This is a genomic window from Rheinheimera sp. UJ51 (assembly GCF_020819615.1).
In the GTDB taxonomy this organism is placed as follows: domain Bacteria; phylum Pseudomonadota; class Gammaproteobacteria; order Enterobacterales; family Alteromonadaceae; genus Alishewanella; species Alishewanella maricola.
The window spans coordinates 31,252-48,004 of sequence record NZ_JAJHOG010000016.1; the positions used below are offsets into that span (position 1 = coordinate 31,252).

A 16,753-nucleotide genomic window follows, 5' to 3' on the forward strand; every position below is an offset into this window, starting at 1 on the left:
CACATGATAAACTGCCCATAATCTATTAAGGAGATGACTGATTATGTTGCTGGCGGTATTAGCGTTGTTAGCAGGCTTAGCCTTGCTGGTGTGGAGTGCAGACAAATTTGTCGATGGCGCGGCGGCAACAGCTAAATATGCAGGTATGCCACCGTTGCTGATTGGTATGTTAGTGGTGGGGTTTGGTACTTCAGCACCCGAAATGGTGGTGTCGGCGATGGCAGCCAGTGATGGTAATCCTGCTTTGGCTTTAGGGAATGCTTACGGCTCGAATATCACCAATATTGCGTTAATTTTAGGCTTAGTCGCGTTAATTAGCCCTATTGCGGTTAATTCGCAAGTGCTGCGAAAAGAGCTGCCCATTTTATTAGGCGTAACCTTGTTTGCCGGTTGGCAATTATTCGATCATCAGTTAACACGGTTTGATGCTTGGTGTTTGTTAGGCGTGTTTTTACTGTTAATGATTTGGTCGGTATGGCAAGGCATGCGTAACCCTGGCGATCCGATGGCAGTCGAAATGAATACCGAACTGGCCAACGCCGAGAGTATGAGCTTAAAACAATCGATAATCTGGTTGCTGGTAGGCTTACTGTTATTGATTTTGGCTTCGCGGATGTTGGTGTACGGTGCGGTGTTTATTGCACAATCATTGGGTGTCAGCGATTTAGTCATTGGCTTAACGGTGGTGGCGGTGGGAACCTCGTTACCAGAGTTGGCGTCTTCATTGATTGCCATCAAAAAAGGTGAGCACGATATTGCCTTGGGTAATGTGATCGGTTCAAACCTGTTTAATACCTTAGCGGTAGTGGGTATCGCAGCGATGATCCAACCGATGAGTGTTGATGCGGTAGTGTTAACACGCGATTGGACCTTGATGGCGGTGCTGACTGCGGCGTTATTAGTGCTCGGTTTTGGTTACAAAAAACAGGGGCGTATTAACCGGTTTGAAGGCGCGTTGCTGCTGGCTGTGTTCTGTGGTTATACCGGTTATCTATTAAGTACCGTGTTGGGCTGATGGCATATAGCAAACCTGAGTTAGATAGCGGTTATTATTTACAGCATTTTAATGAGCTGCTGCAGTTTGTGGCAGCGCATTATCAAGCAGTGCTAACGGCAGACAGTCAGGCTTTTATTAGTGACTTTGCTGCCTTAGCGCCCTCTGCGCAGCTGTTGTTGGTGCGCATGCTGAATCGCAAAGGCGCAGTGTTTTGTGATAGCGAACTAAGCTACGATGAAATTGGTGAGCCAACACCTTGGTTAATGCTGTTGCAGCAACAGGGTTTTGTCGCAGAACTCCAGACTACGGATTTGGCCGATTTTTGGTTACGTCTGACTAAACACACCTTATGGCAATTACTTGAGCGGGCGCAGCAGCAACTGGCCGCGCCGTTGGAGCTTAAAAAAAGTGCCACCAAACCGCAATTGCTGCGTATCGCGTTGAGTTTGCCAGTGGATTGGTTGGCACTGATCCGCCAGTTACCACAGCGCTATGTGGTGTTACAGCGACAAGCCGCACTGAGTTATATCTATTTCCTGTATTTTGGCCGCATAGAAAGCAACTTATCGCTGTTTACGCTGCGCGATCTGGGTATTCGGCAAACCGGGCAATTTAAACAAGTCTTCCAACCTCGCTTTACCGAGTTAGCTCAAGCGCAACTGGCTTTTAGCATTGCTAGCGCTAAAGCACCGATCCAAGCATTAGCCAAAAAACTGAAACCGCTTACAGATGTGGCAACCATCCGCGCCGAATTACAGCCGATGCTCACTATGGTTGAACACTGGCCGCAAACCGATGATCCGCAGCTCAGCACTAAGCGCAGTGAGCGGTGTTATCAGCTAGGCCGGATTGCCGAGCAGCAGCGGCAAATGGATTTTGCTATCGCGTTTTATCAGCAAAGTGCTGATTTTCCCGCATCAGAGCGACTGGCGCGTTTATATTGGCAGCAAGGCCAGCGCGAGCAATGCCAAAGCTATTTGCAGCAACTGTTAAATGATCCAGCCTGTGATGAAGAATGGCTGTTTGCCGATGATTTTTTCACTCGGCACTTTCCTGCGCCAGGCACGGTCAGTGCTAAGCGCTCCCGACTGACAGAATTACTGCAACAAGCTCCCAGTATTGGTGTGGATGAGTTGTACTTAGGCAAAGCCGAGCAAGGTGTGATCGCGCATTATCAACGCCAAGGTTATCAGGCGTTTCATGCCGAAAATAACCTATGGCTGGCGCTATTTGCCCTATGGTTTTGGCATGAGCTATTTGAGCATCCGGCAAGTGCCTTGCATAACCCGTTTGAACGGCGGCCACGCAATCTCAGTGCTGGGCTGTTTTACTCGCAATTTGCCGACAGTATTGAACAGAAACTGCAGTTGTTAGCCGAGCCTACGGCAACGCAGTATTTACTCAGTGCTTTGGCCGCGCATTTTGGCAAACGCAATAGTATCTGTTTTTGGCCGCAAGACTTGGCAGAGCAACTGTTACCCTTAGTTAAGCAAGCTCCTGCCAAGGCGTTAACCACTTTGTTACGTCATATGGCGCAAGATTTTCAGCGCTGCAGTAGTGGCTATCCTGACTTGCTACTGATTAAAGGGAATGAGCTGGCTTTTGTTGAAGTCAAAGCCCCGGGTGACAAGATCCAGCGCCATCAACTCGCGCGTTTGTTAGCTTTGCAGCAAGTAGGGTTTAACGCCCGTTTAGAAAAGCTGCATTGGATCATCGATCCTGATCGTCTGTATGTGGTACTTGATGTCGAAACCACTGGCGGTAAAGCGGGGAGTGATCGGGTTATTGAAATTGGTGCGGTTAAAGTACAATCTGGCGAGATCATTGACAGCTTTAGCACCTTACTTGATCCTCAGCGGCGCATTCCGTCTTTTATCAGCCGACTAACCGGCATTACAAATAATATGGTTGTGGGCGCCCCCACCTTTGCCGAAATAGCCGATAGCCTGGCGGCCTTTCTCAACGGCGCGGTGTTTGTGGCGCATAACGTGAAATTTGATTACGGCTTTATTAAGGCCGAGTTTGCTCGGTTAGCCATACCCTTGGATATGCCGCAGCTGTGTACCGTGGTAAATATGCGCCGGTTTTACCCCGGGCATGCTTCTTACAGCTTAGGCAAATTATGCCAAGCGTTAGACATTCCCTTGCTGAATCATCACCGCGCCTTAGATGATGCTAAAGCCGCTGCGCAGTTACTCTTACTGATAAATCACAAACGCGGTAAGCCAGAGCACGCCACGACCTAACCCCTTTTTAATGCGGCATATATTGCCTTGATAGAGGGCATAGGTCATTGAGCTATGCCGTCATTGCCGTTGGCAATAAAGGGGGGCTGGCTGAATAGGGTGTGCTGCTGTCATCGTCTATAGTGTTAAGGGCAACATCTAAGAGTCATGGCTTTAATGAAGAGGGTTAGAATGTCACAACATCAACGCAGTTGGCTTGGCTGGACAGGGTTAGTCATTTGGCGTTTTTTGCTCTGCTTTTGCCTGATTTTAATGATTTTGCTGTCTGTGCTGCGGTTTATCCCGCCACCTACCTCCGCTTTTATGCTGCAAAGCCCTTATCCCGTGACGCAATATTGGATAGACATTGCTGAGCTACCGGCGCATGTGCCGTTAGCGATGGTTGCCTCTGAGGATCAGCGGTTTCCTCAGCATTGGGGGGTAGATTTTGCGGCGATCAGTCAAGCGCTACAGCAATTTGATAATGGTGGTGGTCTGCGCGGTGCGAGCACCCTAAGCCAGCAAACAGCAAAAAATCTATTGTTATGGCCAGGACAAAGTTTTTTACGTAAAGGCATAGAAGCGGGTCTAGCGTTGAGTCTTGAGGTCATTTGGGGTAAAAAACGGATTTTAGAGGTATACCTCAATCTTGCTGAATTTGGGCAAGGCATATACGGTGTTGAAGCGGCTAGCCAACATTATTTTGCTAAATCGGCGCGTTATCTCACCGTTAATGAGGCCGCAAGGCTCGCCGTGCTGCTACCCAGTCCACGCTCGCGCGATCCACGTCAATTAACGCCTTATTTGCGTCAACGCGTCGCTTGGGTCGAGCGACAAATGCGGCAATTAGGGAGCAGTTACTTAAACCCGATATTGCATTAATCACTGGTGGTAGCGATAACCGCGACCCAACTGCAAAAAAACCAGCAAACGTTAACAAACGGCTATACTTTATTTTTTAAATAAAGGATGCCAAATAATGATTAGATTGTTAATTTTTTTATGGGTATGCGCATTGCCTTTAGGGGTAGCCGCTAAGCCTGAGTTGCTGCTAGCTCAGATTTACCATGAAGATGTCGACATTCAAGATTATTGGGTAAGCGAGAAATTAGATGGTGTGCGTGCTTATTGGGATGGTCAACAACTACTTAGCCGAGGAGGCAATATTATTGCTGCGCCGTCTTGGTTTCTTGCTGATTTTCCAAGCCAAAAATTAGATGGCGAGCTGTGGCTGGGTCGCCAGCAGTTTGCCGCCACGTTAAGCATAGTGAGCAAGCAACAACCGGTACAGAGCGAATGGCAGCAAATTCGTTATTATGTATTTGAGTTACCCGAAGCGGCAGGGACCTTTAGTGATCGGGTCTTGGCAATGCACGCGCTTAAACAGCAGCTAAATTCGCCTTATATCGTCATTGTGCCGCAGTTTCGTGTTGCGGATAAGCAACAACTGTTTACTAAACTTACTGAGCTGGAGCAGGCTGGCGCAGAGGGCTTAATGTTGCATCATCAAGCCGCGTTGTATCATACCGGCAGAAGTCAGGCGTTATTAAAGCTGAAAACCTATCAGGATTCAGAAGCCGAAGTGGTGGGTTATTGCCCGGGTAAGGGCAAGTATCAAGGTATGGTCGGAGCGCTTATCGTCAAAACACCTGAAGGCAAAACCTTTGCTATTGGCAGTGGTTTAACCGATGCGCTGCGCGAAACACCACCAGAAATTGGCACGGTGATAACCTATCGGTATAACGGTCTGACCGTGCATGGCTTACCTCGTTTTGCGCGATTTTTAAAAGTGCACTCCGATTTTTAAGCCATTGGCTCGGGTATCACGGTGGCGGGACGCAATAAGGCTCGGATCCGTTCAAAGGGAGTCAACACGATAGCATTGCCCAGTAACACCAGCGCAAAACCGCTAAAGGTATAGCTGGTCCAGCTAAAACCTTCAAATAAGGTACTTAATACCACGGCCACTAATGGAAAGAGCACTATGGTATAGCTGGCTTTTTCCGGGCCAATTTTTTTCAGTAGCGCAAAATAACTGGCAAAAGCGATGACCGAGCCAAAGATCGCCAGATAGAGCAATGAAGCAAGATAAGCCGGTTCAGTACTGAAGTTAAACTGTTGTCCTTGCCATAATGCCGCTAACAATAATACGCCGCTACCGTACAGCATGCCCCATGCATTCACTTGCATAATGGGCATGCCTTCACGTGAGTTGCGCACGCTGACCATGTTGCCAAACGAGGCCGAGAGCGCACCCGATAAGATCAGCAATAAGCCGATTAAGCTGGCATTGGTTAAATCTAAACCATCCAAATCAGGCCAAAACAGCACCACAATACCGGCGATGCCCATTAAGGCACCAAAATAAATACGTTTTGCTACCGGTTTGCCGAAAAACAACCGGGTATTAACGATATTCATCAATAACATAGTAGTAAAGGCGATGGCGGTCATCGCGGAGGTCAGGTATTGCTGTGCTTGATAAATAAACAGAAAGTTAACGGCAAAATTGAGTGTGGCTAACAACAAAATAAAGCCATGCTGGCGCAGCGTGAAACGCATATCGAGCTTTTTATACCAACAAAATAGCCACATCAGTACAGCGGCAATAGCAAAGCGATACAAGAGTGATACTTCAATCGCAACTTCACCGAGTTGAAACTCAATGGCAAACCAGGTGGAACCCCAGATCAGTACGGTAACTAAGTACAATAAGATGTTTTGCATAAAGCGATGCCAGTGGCGATAAAGGCGCTGATCATAAAGCCTTGTTCAAGATTAAAACAGTGGTCAAAGTAGAATTTTTTATGTAGTTTGCTTTAATGCGACGGCGGTGCAGTCGCGTGTTAAACCATGCAGCTTCGCCAGGTTGTAACTTGGGATAGTTGACAACCTTTTCGCCGTTGGCGAGTGATTTGCTTTCTTTTGCCTTGCGAAAATAATAATGCATAGTCTGCGACTTTAAACGCTTTCTAATCATGTGGTAAAAAACTTTTTCGCCGTTGGCGAGAACGTTAAGGATCTTGGTATCTGAACCCGAGGCTAATCGTGTAAAAAGCGTCGCAAGTGCAAGCAAAAGCATCCTGAAAAATGTAGACTCGGCCTTAGGAAATCTGGCTAAAAGTGCAAGCACTGCTGGAGCTGAGAGTACGGCCTTGGTAACTGATATAAATGAAGCAGTTGATAAAAAATGAGAAAGAAGAGATCGATAAATGATGCGTAACGGACTAAAAAATTATCTAAATATGTCTTTTTCATTTGGAATAATGATTGTTATGGGTGTATTGATAATAAAAGGCCAAATAGCTCATCATCAGTATACTTCAGGCTATATTGAATACTTTGAATGCTTTAACGACAAAAAGACTGAGTCGACTTATCAATATAATTTGAAACTTAAAAGTGACGAGAGTTTTAGGAATCGAATCAAAGTACCTTGTGACGTAATCCCCAAAATCTCAAAAGGGGATTATGTCGAGGTTGAAAGTATTGGTCACATTTTCATCCAAATAACCCTCAATGAAGTTGAATTATTTGACAAAGCTTACTTAGAGAGAAGAAGAAGCAATGTTAACTTTATTTTTATACTGCTTTTTTTGTTAGGGTTATGTGATTTCAGCTATAGAATGTTTAACAACGTAAAGAGTAGGAAACTCACTTCAACGTGATATCAGTCCAATTCTAAGAAGTTAGATAAGGAAAATTAGTGTTGACGCACATGGTGTTTTTATTCTTGTCTTAGATAATGCTTAGTCTCTGACTCCAAACAGACCAAAAAATAAATACCTTATCAATTCCTTGCTCACAAAGGTCAACAGGACTAATATTTGTACGTTAAGTTGTACTAATTGGAGTTCAATATGAGCCGTATTCATCTTGATAAAGATATTCAGCCTTTATCTGAATTTCGTGCTGGTGTTACATCATTTATTAAGCAAGTCAATGAGACACGTCGGCCGTTGGTTATTACGCAGCATGGTAAAGGTGTGGCCGTTGTTCTCGATGTCGCAGAATATGAAGCAATGCAAGAGAAGATCGAGTTACTTGAAGAAATACATACTGCTGAAGCGCAATTGGCTGCAGGTTTAGGTGTTTCAAATAAAGATGCTCGTTCCCAAATCTTAGAACGCATTAATAGATGAGAGTAGTCTGGTCACCTTTAGCATTACAAAAGCTGGGTGATGCTGCAGAGTTTATTGCTTTGGATAATCCCTCCGCCGCAGAAAAATGGGTAAATGACGTTTTTGACAAAACGGATCTCCTTGGATCAGTGCCAGAAATGGGGCGAATGGTTCCAGAAATGCCTCAAACACACTACCGAGAAATTATCTTTGGTCATTACCGCATCATTTATAGCTTGAGTCATGAGGTACGCGTGTTAACGGTAAGACATTGTCGTCAGTTGCTCACCGAGCATGATGTGTGAAACGATGTTAGTAAATGCTTAGCCTCTCCCCTAAAATGATGTTTAACGAAGCTTCCTGCTAACACCTAAAAGCGAACTTAAAAGCCTTAAAATTGAAATTTCAGCAATTGACGCAGTGCCAAATACAATCAATAATCATGTATCAGATGATAAAATAGTAAAGTTTAAATGAAATTTTTGAGTAAACTCAAAGGCTACTGTCAAAACAAGATAATAATTAAAGACACTAAAATTTATTCATTTTTAATAATTGGTAGCATGTACTTTTTAGGCTTTTTTAAAGTATTTATGAGTGGAAGCTTTGAAGAATTTTCTTTATATCGGTTTACTTGGGTCTCATTAACAGTTATCCCTGCAGGTATCATAGTTTCCTTTTGGTATGCAGTTCATGAGCATAACCAAAAAAGTGATTGAAAATAACTGATGTACTAAGTACCAAGTGAGTAATTCAGTAGACTTGGGTAATCTTGGTGGTAGCACAGGCACCCGAAACTTCAATCAAAAATGCTTAGTTTCTGACCCCAAGCATGCTACTACTGCGAAAGCCCGTTCAATTTTGCCCGCCCAAGGCCACGAGGTAACTCGCTCGGCGCTACCGCCCCTCACTCAAACACCCCTCGTCTTAAAACCTTGGTTGGACAAACTTGCTCGGCTTGCAACGTAATGGGATTGAAAAGCACATCAGCCTTAAATGCTTAGTCTTTGACCCCAAACATGTTACAAGTCCCTGAATCAATAAATGTTATCTTTAATGCTTAGCAATTGTTGAATGGTGAATCACCCAATAGGCTAAAGCAACAAAAACACCACCAACTAAAACGGCTAAAGACCAAATCCACGAGTTTACGAAGGCCAAAGAATCATGCTTACTTTGCAGCCTTTTGGCGTCATTGAATACTGCCGCACTAAACGCAATATGTACTAAAATGGTCGCTATAATTGGCAATAAGCTCCAAGTCAGACTAAAAGTCATTAAGTGCTCTGAACCTATATTGCTTGAATGAAAGTCCATTTAAATTCTCTCCTTGATGATTAGAAAAACTCAACTTTTACATAACGCTTAAGTGTTTTATCCGACACGCTGTACAGTGACGGATAAACGCCAGTTGAACGTGCCGATTCACTTAGTTTTTGGTATAGCTGATGCTAATGGAGTTTTCTTTTTGATGAAACAATTAATTTACAGTGGTTAATTTTGAAATGCTTTATCTCTGAACCCTAAACATGAGTTGCATAAATGACGACCAAAACGATTTGGGGTAAAAAACGGATTATTCAGCTTAGCGAATACCGCTCTGGCTTTTAGTCCCCTTAGAGCGAGCCGACTGATTATCGTTGGCCAAGGTTTTAAGAAAACGGGTGTTTGAGTGCGGCGACGAAGCATAGCGCGAGTTACGTTTTCGCCTTGGACAGCGCATGAGCAGTTGGGCTTTCGAGCGGAAGTGGGGTCGCATTTTCTTTGGATACTTTCTTTTGGCGACGCAAAAGAAAGTATCTCGCCAACGGCAAAAACGTTAAGGGTTTTAGGGGCTTGGTATCTGTCCCCGAAGCTTGCCGACGCAAAAGAAAGTATCTCGCCGCAGGTGAAATCTTGCCTCGCCAAGTAGGCTAAGCCACCGAATATTCAGCCGCAAAAAATGCAGGTAAAACTTAGCGTGGAAAGGCCTGCAGCGTCATTTCCGCAATTTGCTGCAGTTGCTCTGCTGTGGCGCCATTATTGGCTTGAATCGCCATGCCTTGTAACACGGTTCCCATAAAGCGTGACAACACTTCTGCATCAACATGTGCCGGAAGATCGCCCGCTATTTTGGCCTGAGCAAAGCGTTCATGCAGTTTTTGTTCACCGGCCAACCGGCGATTAATTAATGCCGCTTTTACGGCCGATGCCGCTTCGCTGCAAGACAAGGCGCCTTGCACCACAAAACAACCTTGGGGTTGTGTTTTGTCGGCCATATTATTCGCCGCACCATAAAGCATATGTTCGGCTACTTGATAGGCAGTGGGTTTTTCTAGTGCCGGTAAAAAAAACGAGCAAGGGCGGCTTTCATAAAGCTCAATGGCTTTTAAAAAAAGCTGTTCTTTATTACCAAAAGCGGCATATAAGCTGGGTTTGTTAATTCCCATGGCTTCGGTGAGATCGGCTAATGAAGTGCCATCGTATCCTCTGCGCCAGAAAACCTCTAGAGCCTTCTCAAGCGCGGTATCTGTATCAAAGGCGCGGGGGCGGCCGACACTTTGTGGGCAACTTGTTACGGTCATGGCTCTGCTCCTGAAAATAGTGTTTATATAGTAAACAGCAAATCGCCCCATGTCCAGCAAGGGTTATATACCGCTAGGTATAAAACCTAACCCCCAGCTAACGCTTATAACGAATCGTTCTAAAGGCAAACTTATTATATTTACCACTTGGTACAAAATAGATTGACAGTAAGAGATAAATCTATATATTTACCGACCGGTACAAAACAAGCAGATTAAATGCAAATTACGCAACAAAGTGGAGACGTGCGTCATGAGTAGTTTCAAACAGGTGAGAATTTTAATGTTAGCCAGCGTTGCGGCATTCGCGCTGTCCGCTTGTGGCAACCCGGAAGCCGCTGAGCAAGCAACGGCGCCTGCTGCTCCTGAAGTAAGTGTGGCACAGGTTGTCGCTGAGCGTATCACCGAATGGGACGAATTTACGGGCCGTTTGCAAGCTCCGCAAACCGTGAAGCTGGTGCCTCGTGTATCCGGTTATATTGAGCAGGTGCATTTCAGCGAAGGCGCTTTGGTGCGTCAAGGAGATTTACTGCTGCAAATCGATCCTCGCCCGTTTACTGCAGATGTGGCGCGTTTAAAAGCCGAATTACAAAACGCCGAAAGCGCGGCCAGCTTAGCTGAAAGTGAATTTCGGCGCGGCGAAAGGTTAAGCAAGCAGCAAGCTATTTCTACTGAAGCACTCGACAGCCGTTTAGCACGGCAACAACAAACAGCGGCCACTGTCGCTGCGGTGAAAGCCGCCTTGCAGCGCGCAGAATTAGATTTAAGTTATACCCGCGTAACGGCCCCTATTAGTGGCCGAGTGTCTTATGCGATGGTAACGGCCGGTAACTTTGTGACCGCTGGGCAAACTGAACTGACCAATGTTGTCTCGACTGACAAAATGTATGCCTATTTCGATGTAGACGAGCAAAGCTATTTAAAATACGCCCGCCTAAGCAACGAAGGAAAACGCGCCGATACCCGTGATGCAACGGGCAACCCAGTTTATATGGCGCTGGCTAACGATACAGATTATCAACATATCGGTCAGATCGATTTTGTGGATAACAGTGTCAATCAACACACTGGCACGATTCGTCTTCGCGCCAGTTTTGCTAATCAAGATAACCTTTTATTACCCGGTTTATTTGCCCGTTTAAAGCTCGTTGGCAGCAACAGCTATGACGGCGTGTTAATTGATGAAAAAGCCATTGGTACGGATTTGAATAATAAGTTTGTATTGGTGGTGAATGCCAATAATCAACTGGAATATCGCGCCGTGACTTTAGGGGAAAAAATCAATGATTTGCGCATTGTTAAAGCGGGCTTAGCCCCTAGCGATAAGATTGTGGTCAATGGTTTGCAGCGGGTACGGCCGAATATGCAAATTTCACCGAAAATGGTGGAGATGGCAAATGAAACGCAGCTAACGCAAATTCGTCAGGCACAGCAACTGCTTGAGCAAAGCCATGCCGCATTAACAGCACAAGCCGCACACAGCGCGACTCAAGGTTAAGGGCTCTTCGATGTTTTCTCAATTTTTTATCAAACGGCCGATCTTTGCTGCCGTTATTTCATTACTGTTTTTTATCAGTGGTGCCATTGCGGTTTGGCAACTGCCAGTAACGGAATATCCAGAAGTGGTACCACCCACTGTGGTGGTCACCGCAAATTATCCGGGTGCCAACCCTAAAGTGATTGCTGAAACCGTTGCCTCGCCGTTAGAGCAGGAAATCAACGGTGTTGAAGATATGTTGTATATGTCATCGCAAGCCACCTCTGATGGCCGCATGACCTTAACCATTACCTTTGCCATTGGTACCAACGTCGATTTAGCGCAAAGTCAGGTGCAAGCGCGGGTCGATCGCGCTATGCCAAGACTGCCGCAAGAAGTGCAGCGGCTGGGCATTGTCACAGAGAAATCGTCACCCGATCTGACCATGGTGGTGCATTTAACGTCACCAGACGATCGTTACGACATGCTGTATTTATCTAATTATGCTGCGCTAAATGTTAAAGATGAATTAGCGCGTATTGAAGGTGTTGGCGCGGTACGGGTATTTGGTGCGGGTGATTACAGCATGCGTATCTGGTTAGATCCGAGTAAGGTTGCGGCCTTAGGGTTATCGCCAAGTCAAATTGCCAGTGCCATTCGTGAGCAAAACCAACAAGCCGCAGCCGGTAGTTTGGGCGCACAACCGAGTGGCGATGCCGATTTTCAATTATTGATCAATGTGAAAGGCCGTTTAACCACGGAGGCAGAGTTTGAAGACATTATTATCAAAGTGGGCGAGCGCGGTGAAATCAGCCGCTTAAAAGATGTCGCCCGAGTCGAATTGGGTGCATCTACCTATGCACTGCGTTCCTTGTTAGATAATAAAGATGCGGTTGCCTTACCGATTTTCCAAGCGTCAGGTTCCAACGCCATTCAAATCTCTAATGATGTGCGTAGCACCATGCAAAGTTTAAGCAAAAGCTTTCCGGATGGGCTTAGTTACGACATCGTTTACGATCCGACGGTTTTCGTGCGGGGCTCAATTGAAGCCGTTGTAAAAACCTTACTTGAAGCCGTATTGCTGGTGGTGTTAGTGGTGGTGCTGTTTTTACAAACATGGCGCGCGTCTATTATTCCGCTGGTGGCTGTGCCGGTGTCTTTAGTGGGTACTTTTGCCTTTATGCACTTAATGGGTTTCTCATTAAATGCCTTATCGTTATTTGGCTTAGTTTTAGCAATTGGTATCGTGGTTGATGATGCCATTGTGGTGGTCGAAAACGTTGAGCGTAATATCAGCGAAGGTTTATCACCGGTAGCGGCTACACAAAAAGCCATGAAAGAGGTCACGGGGCCTATCGTGGCCACCACCTTGGTATTAGCGGCTGTGTTTATTCCAACGGCGTTTATGTCGGGTTTAACCGGGCAATTTTATAAGCAATTCGCGCTAACGATTACGATCTCTACCTTTATTTCGGCGATTAACTCGTTAACGCTGAGCCCGGCATTGTCGGCCCTTTTGTTAAAAGGGCACGGCGAGAAAAAAGATGCGCTAACCCGTGGTATGGACAAACTGTTAGGCGGTTGGTTGTTTGCACCGTTTAACCGTTTCTTTGCGCGGTTGTCGAATGGCTATGGTTATTTGGTACAAAAAATCATCCGTTTTGGTGCCATCGTGATGTTGCTGTATGTTGCCTTGGTCGGTTTAACCGGCCTGCAGTTTGCCACCACGCCAACCGGTTATGTGCCTGGGCAAGATAAGCAATATTTAGTCGCTTTTGCGCAGCTACCGGATGCCGCTTCACTTGAGCGTACCGAAGCGGTGGTGAAAGAGATGTCACGGATCGCCTTAGCACAGCCAGGTGTGGCTAATTCGGTAGCCTTTCCCGGGTTGAGCATCAATGGTTTTACCAATAGCCCGAACAGTGGTGTGGTCTTTACCCCGTTAGACAGCTTTGACGAGCGTCAAGATCCAGCGTTATCCGCTAATGCCATCGCTGCGGCCTTAAACCAAAAATTTGCCGGTATTGAAGATGCTTACATCGCTATTTTCCCACCACCGCCAGTGCAAGGTTTAGGCACCATTGGCGGCTTTAGATTGCAAATTCAAGACCGTGCCAATTATGGTTATGAAGAGCTGTACAACGTGACCATGCAGGTAATGATGAAAGCGTGGCAGACACCTGAACTTGCTGGGGTGTTTTCAAGTTATCAGGTTAATGTACCGCAGCTAGATTTAGATATTGATCGCACCAAAGCGAAACAACAGCAAGTTTCGTTGGATACGGTGTTTCAAACGCTGCAGGCGTATATGGGCTCGGTTTATGTCAATGACTTTAACCAGTTTGGTCGCACCTATCAGGTGAATATGCAAGCTGATCAAAAGTTTAGACAAACGCCAGAACAAATCAGCCAGTTAAAAGTACCGAATGCCCAGGGTGAGATGATCCCACTTGGTTCTTTTATCACGGTAACCGATACCGCCGGCCCTGATCGCGTGATGCACTACAATGGTTTTACCACGGCAGAATTAAATGGCGGTGCGGCCCCCGGCTTTAGCAGTGGTGAAGCGCAAGCGGCTATTGAGAAAATCTTGGCAGAAACGCTACCCAATGGCATGACTTACGAGTGGACTGAACTGACCTACCAGCAAATTTTAGCCGGTAATGCGGGTATGTTTATCTACCCGTTAGTGATTTTGCTGGTGTTTATGGTGTTAGCGGCACAGTACGAAAGCTTAAGCTTGCCACTGGCGATTATCCTGATCATTCCAATGACCTTATTATCGGCGTTAAGTGGTGTGCTGTTATACGGCGGTGATAACAACATCTTTACGCAAATCGGTTTAATTGTGTTGGTGGGCTTGGCAACGAAGAATGCCATTCTTATCGTCGAGTTTGCGAAAGAGTTGCAAGACCAAGGCATGACAGCTTTAGAGGCCATTTTAGAGGCCGGTCGTTTACGTTTAAGACCGATTTTAATGACGTCTATTGCCTTTATTATGGGCGTAGTACCGATGGTGTTCTCCAGTGGTGCCGGTGCAGAAATGCGCCAAGCGATGGGCGTAGCGGTATTTGCTGGCATGATTGGTGTCACTATTTTCGGCTTAATTTTAACCCCGTTGTTTTATTATTTACTGGCCAGTCGGCAACAGCAAAAACGTGCCGCGACGCCAGTGCAACAAAACTCGACTGTGGAGGCTTCTGATGCCTAACATGTTTAAGCTATCAACGATGGCAGTACTGGTCGCTACGTTAAGTGCCTGCGCGGTGGGACCCGATTATCAGCAACCGACTCAGGTAGCCAACATTAACTTTGATAGCCCTTATCAGCAAGCAGAGCAAGCTCAAAGCTGGTGGCTAGCGTTCGATGATGCCACGTTAAACCGCTTAATTAGCCGTGCTTTAGTGGAGAACCGCACCTTAGTGCAAGCCCGCGCTAACGTTGACCGCGCCTATGCGGTATTTCGTGACACGCAAAATAATAGCTTGCCCAAGGGGAGTTTAGCGAGCGGTTATCAAGCAACTGAAAATGGCACAGTGTCGAGCAGCGATGACGGTGTCATTACCCGTGGTTTTAGCAATGGCGCTAGCCTAAGTTGGGATATCGACTTATTTGGTAAGCTACGGCGGGCCACCGAAGCGGCAACCGCGGCGGCAGAGCAAGCTGATATCTTGTGGCATGATGCGCAAGTGCAGCTGATTAGCCAAGTTGCCACCAGCTATGGTGAATATCGCGGTGCTCAACTGCGGTTATTAGTGGCAGAGCAAAATTTGCAGAATTTGCAGCAAAGCCGTGACATCGTGCTGGCTCGGCTTGAGGCCGGTTTAGCGTCTGAATTAGAGTTAGCGCAAATTGAGGTACAATATCATCAGGTGCAAGCCGCGGTGCCCGCCTTTCGGGTAGCCTTGTTAACTGCCGATGCCACTTTATCAGCGTTATTAGCGCAACAACCCGGCAAACTTAACTTAGGCTCTGTACCGAAACTGCCTGAGTTGGCCGAGCCTGTCGCCGTGGTCGCCGGTGAAAATTATCTGCGTTATCGCGCCGATGTTGCCAGCGCTGAGCGCGAGTTAGCGGCAAGAACTGCCGATATTGGCGTGGCTACCGCCGATTTGTATCCGAATGTGTCGATATCGGGCTTTTTAGGCTTTTTATCTGGCCCGGGTTTTTCGTTGGGCAGCGATAATCAAAGCTGGGCGATAGCGCCCACACTAAGCTGGCAGGCTGCCGATTTAGGCTCGGTGAAAGCGCGGATCCGTGTGGCTGAAGCCAACGCCACTATTGCCTTAGCCCAGTTTGAGCAGCAGGTGTTCAATGCCATTGCCGATATGCAACTGAGCTTGCAAAGCTACAATTTGAGCCGTGAGCAGCAACTGAGCACTGAGCGGCAATGGCAAGCTAGCAATAAAGCGCTGCGTATCGCGCGTGAGCGTTACAATGCCGGTAGCGGTGAGTTTTTAGCGTTATTAGATGCCGAGCGCGAGCAGCTGTCCGCGCGCGATCAGTTAGCGCAACTGCAGCAACAAAGTTTTGGTCGTTTAGTGGCTATTTACCGCAGTTTTGGTGGTGCGATCCAGCTGCAATAAATACAGCTTGCCGTGCTTTGAGTTAAAAAGCTGGAGTAATCCAGCTTTTTGCTTTGATAAAACCGTCAAAATACCTGAAGGGCGCTAATTCCTGTTTAAAGTCACTTGCTGAGTGCACAACTAATCGCCAAAATAGCCGCCTACTGCGATGAGGTCACTATGGTTAATTTAGCTTTGCTGGGTGCGTTTATTCCGACGTTTTTGTTTGTGTCGGTAACACCGGGTATGTGTATGACGCTGGCAATGACGCTGGGTATGAGTCAGGGCGTGCGCCGCACCTTTTGGATGATGTGGGGTGAAATGTTAGGCGTGGGGCTGGTGGCGGTATTGGCCGTGCTAGGCGTCGCCGCGCTAATGTTGCAATTTCCGGCGTTATTTCAATGGTTCAAACTGCTGGGCGCGGCTTATTTGTGCTATGTGGGTATCCAAATGTGGCGGGCTAAAGGCAAGTTAGCTTTACCCAGTGCTGGCGCCGTACCGCAAATGTTATCGCGCCGCGCCTTGTTTAGTCAGGGGTTTATCACCGCAGTGTCCAATCCGAAAGGCTGGGCTTTTCATATGGCGTTATTACCGCCGTTTATCGACAGTTCGCTGTCGTTTTGGCCGCAACTGGCTATTTTGATCAGTATTATTTTGTTGCTAGAGTTTTTATCTATGCTGCTGTATGCCAGTGGCGGTAAAGCCTTGGCATTGTTTTTAACACGGTCTAATCGGGTGCAGTATCTCAATCGCATTGGCGCCAGCCTGATGTTCGGCGTGGCGCTGTGGATGCTAGTCGATTAA

The 16,753-nt window shown here is 46.6% G+C and carries 14 protein-coding genes; 10 read left to right on the plus strand and 4 right to left on the minus strand.

The window, feature by feature from the left end; translation table 11 throughout:
• Positions 1 to 43 precede the first annotated feature (43 nt).
• From LMJ53_RS15290 to LMJ53_RS15305, 4 genes are all read left to right on the plus strand, one after another.
• On the plus strand, positions 44 to 1,015 hold the full coding sequence (locus LMJ53_RS15290) for a calcium/sodium antiporter (RefSeq protein ID WP_229588091.1): 972 nt from the start codon (positions 44 to 46) through the stop codon (positions 1,013 to 1,015).
• Entirely contained in the window at positions 1,015 to 3,243 is a 2,229-nt protein-coding gene (locus LMJ53_RS15295; RefSeq protein WP_229588092.1) for an exonuclease domain-containing protein, read from the plus strand. Before LMJ53_RS15290 ends, LMJ53_RS15295 begins: the two co-directional genes overlap by 1 nt.
• 171 nt (positions 3,244 to 3,414) lie before the next feature.
• Positions 3,415 to 4,104, plus strand: a complete 690-nt coding sequence (gene mtgA / locus LMJ53_RS15300) for a monofunctional biosynthetic peptidoglycan transglycosylase (protein ID WP_229588094.1) — start codon at positions 3,415 to 3,417, stop codon at positions 4,102 to 4,104.
• Between the two features lie 97 nt (positions 4,105 to 4,201).
• Entirely contained in the window at positions 4,202 to 5,029 is an 828-nt protein-coding gene (locus LMJ53_RS15305; RefSeq protein WP_229588096.1) for a DNA ligase, read from the plus strand.
• Here LMJ53_RS15305 and LMJ53_RS15310 read toward each other — a convergent pair.
• Together LMJ53_RS15310 and LMJ53_RS15315 are read right to left on the minus strand one after the other, a co-directional pair.
• Entirely contained in the window at positions 5,026 to 5,949 is a 924-nt protein-coding gene (locus LMJ53_RS15310; protein ID WP_229588097.1) for a DMT family transporter, read from the minus strand. The two genes, LMJ53_RS15305 and LMJ53_RS15310, sit on opposite strands and share 4 nt — an antisense overlap.
• Positions 5,950 to 5,980: 31 nt before the next feature.
• Positions 5,981 to 6,298, minus strand: coding sequence for a hypothetical protein (locus LMJ53_RS15315; protein WP_229588099.1), 318 nt, complete (start codon positions 6,296 to 6,298; stop codon positions 5,981 to 5,983).
• Positions 6,299 to 7,082: 784 nt separating this feature from the next.
• Here LMJ53_RS15315 and LMJ53_RS15320 point away from each other — a divergent pair.
• Both LMJ53_RS15320 and LMJ53_RS15325 read left to right on the plus strand, forming a co-directional pair.
• Positions 7,083 to 7,364, plus strand: a complete 282-nt coding sequence (locus LMJ53_RS15320; RefSeq protein ID WP_229588101.1) for a type II toxin-antitoxin system Phd/YefM family antitoxin — start codon at positions 7,083 to 7,085, stop codon at positions 7,362 to 7,364.
• Positions 7,361 to 7,648, plus strand: a complete 288-nt coding sequence (locus tag LMJ53_RS15325; RefSeq protein ID WP_229588103.1) for a type II toxin-antitoxin system RelE/ParE family toxin — start codon at positions 7,361 to 7,363, stop codon at positions 7,646 to 7,648. Before LMJ53_RS15320 ends, LMJ53_RS15325 begins: the two co-directional genes overlap by 4 nt.
• 748 nt (positions 7,649 to 8,396) lie before the next feature.
• On the opposite strand, the gene LMJ53_RS15330 is transcribed toward LMJ53_RS15325, so the two are convergent.
• Together LMJ53_RS15330 and LMJ53_RS15335 are read right to left on the minus strand one after the other, a co-directional pair.
• Complete coding sequence (locus LMJ53_RS15330; RefSeq protein ID WP_229588105.1) at positions 8,397 to 8,660, minus strand: hypothetical protein; 264 nt, start codon at positions 8,658 to 8,660, stop codon at positions 8,397 to 8,399.
• Between the two features lie 638 nt (positions 8,661 to 9,298).
• Entirely contained in the window at positions 9,299 to 9,907 is a 609-nt protein-coding gene (locus LMJ53_RS15335; RefSeq protein WP_229588107.1) for a TetR/AcrR family transcriptional regulator, read from the minus strand.
• A 253-nt stretch (positions 9,908 to 10,160) separates the two neighbouring features.
• On the opposite strand from LMJ53_RS15335, the gene LMJ53_RS15340 reads away from it, so the two are divergent.
• The 4 genes from LMJ53_RS15340 (at position 10,161) to LMJ53_RS15355 (ending at position 16,753) form a co-directional block, all read left to right on the plus strand.
• Positions 10,161 to 11,405: an efflux RND transporter periplasmic adaptor subunit gene (locus tag LMJ53_RS15340; RefSeq protein WP_229588108.1), complete on the plus strand. Its 1,245-nt coding sequence runs from the start codon at positions 10,161 to 10,163 to the stop codon at positions 11,403 to 11,405.
• A gap of 10 nt (positions 11,406 to 11,415) precedes the next feature.
• Positions 11,416 to 14,595, plus strand: coding sequence for an efflux RND transporter permease subunit (locus LMJ53_RS15345; RefSeq protein ID WP_229588110.1), 3,180 nt, complete (start codon positions 11,416 to 11,418; stop codon positions 14,593 to 14,595).
• A complete protein-coding gene (locus LMJ53_RS15350; RefSeq protein WP_229588112.1) occupies positions 14,588 to 15,970 on the plus strand; it encodes an efflux transporter outer membrane subunit in 1,383 nt (460 codons plus the stop codon). Before LMJ53_RS15345 ends, LMJ53_RS15350 begins: the two co-directional genes overlap by 8 nt.
• A 159-nt stretch (positions 15,971 to 16,129) precedes the next feature.
• Positions 16,130 to 16,753: a LysE family translocator gene (locus LMJ53_RS15355; protein ID WP_229588114.1), complete on the plus strand. Its 624-nt coding sequence runs from the start codon at positions 16,130 to 16,132 to the stop codon at positions 16,751 to 16,753.

Coding starts and splice junctions, on each gene's coding strand:
- LMJ53_RS15290 (WP_229588091.1), top strand. CDS start 44: ATGTTGCTGGCGGTATTAGCGTTGTTAGCAGGCTTAGCCTTGCTGGTG.
- LMJ53_RS15295 (WP_229588092.1), top strand. CDS start 1,015: ATGGCATATAGCAAACCTGAGTTAGATAGCGGTTATTATTTACAGCAT.
- mtgA (WP_229588094.1), top strand. CDS start 3,415: ATGTCACAACATCAACGCAGTTGGCTTGGCTGGACAGGGTTAGTCATT.
- LMJ53_RS15305 (WP_229588096.1), top strand. CDS start 4,202: ATGATTAGATTGTTAATTTTTTTATGGGTATGCGCATTGCCTTTAGGG.
- LMJ53_RS15310 (WP_229588097.1), bottom strand. CDS start 5,949: ATGCAAAACATCTTATTGTACTTAGTTACCGTACTGATCTGGGGTTCC.
- LMJ53_RS15320 (WP_229588101.1), top strand. CDS start 7,083: ATGAGCCGTATTCATCTTGATAAAGATATTCAGCCTTTATCTGAATTT.
- LMJ53_RS15325 (WP_229588103.1), top strand. CDS start 7,361: ATGAGAGTAGTCTGGTCACCTTTAGCATTACAAAAGCTGGGTGATGCT.
- LMJ53_RS15330 (WP_229588105.1), bottom strand. CDS start 8,660: ATGGACTTTCATTCAAGCAATATAGGTTCAGAGCACTTAATGACTTTT.
- LMJ53_RS15335 (WP_229588107.1), bottom strand. CDS start 9,907: ATGACCGTAACAAGTTGCCCACAAAGTGTCGGCCGCCCCCGCGCCTTT.
- LMJ53_RS15340 (WP_229588108.1), top strand. CDS start 10,161: ATGAGTAGTTTCAAACAGGTGAGAATTTTAATGTTAGCCAGCGTTGCG.
- LMJ53_RS15345 (WP_229588110.1), top strand. CDS start 11,416: ATGTTTTCTCAATTTTTTATCAAACGGCCGATCTTTGCTGCCGTTATT.
- LMJ53_RS15350 (WP_229588112.1), top strand. CDS start 14,588: ATGCCTAACATGTTTAAGCTATCAACGATGGCAGTACTGGTCGCTACG.
- LMJ53_RS15355 (WP_229588114.1), top strand. CDS start 16,130: ATGGTTAATTTAGCTTTGCTGGGTGCGTTTATTCCGACGTTTTTGTTT.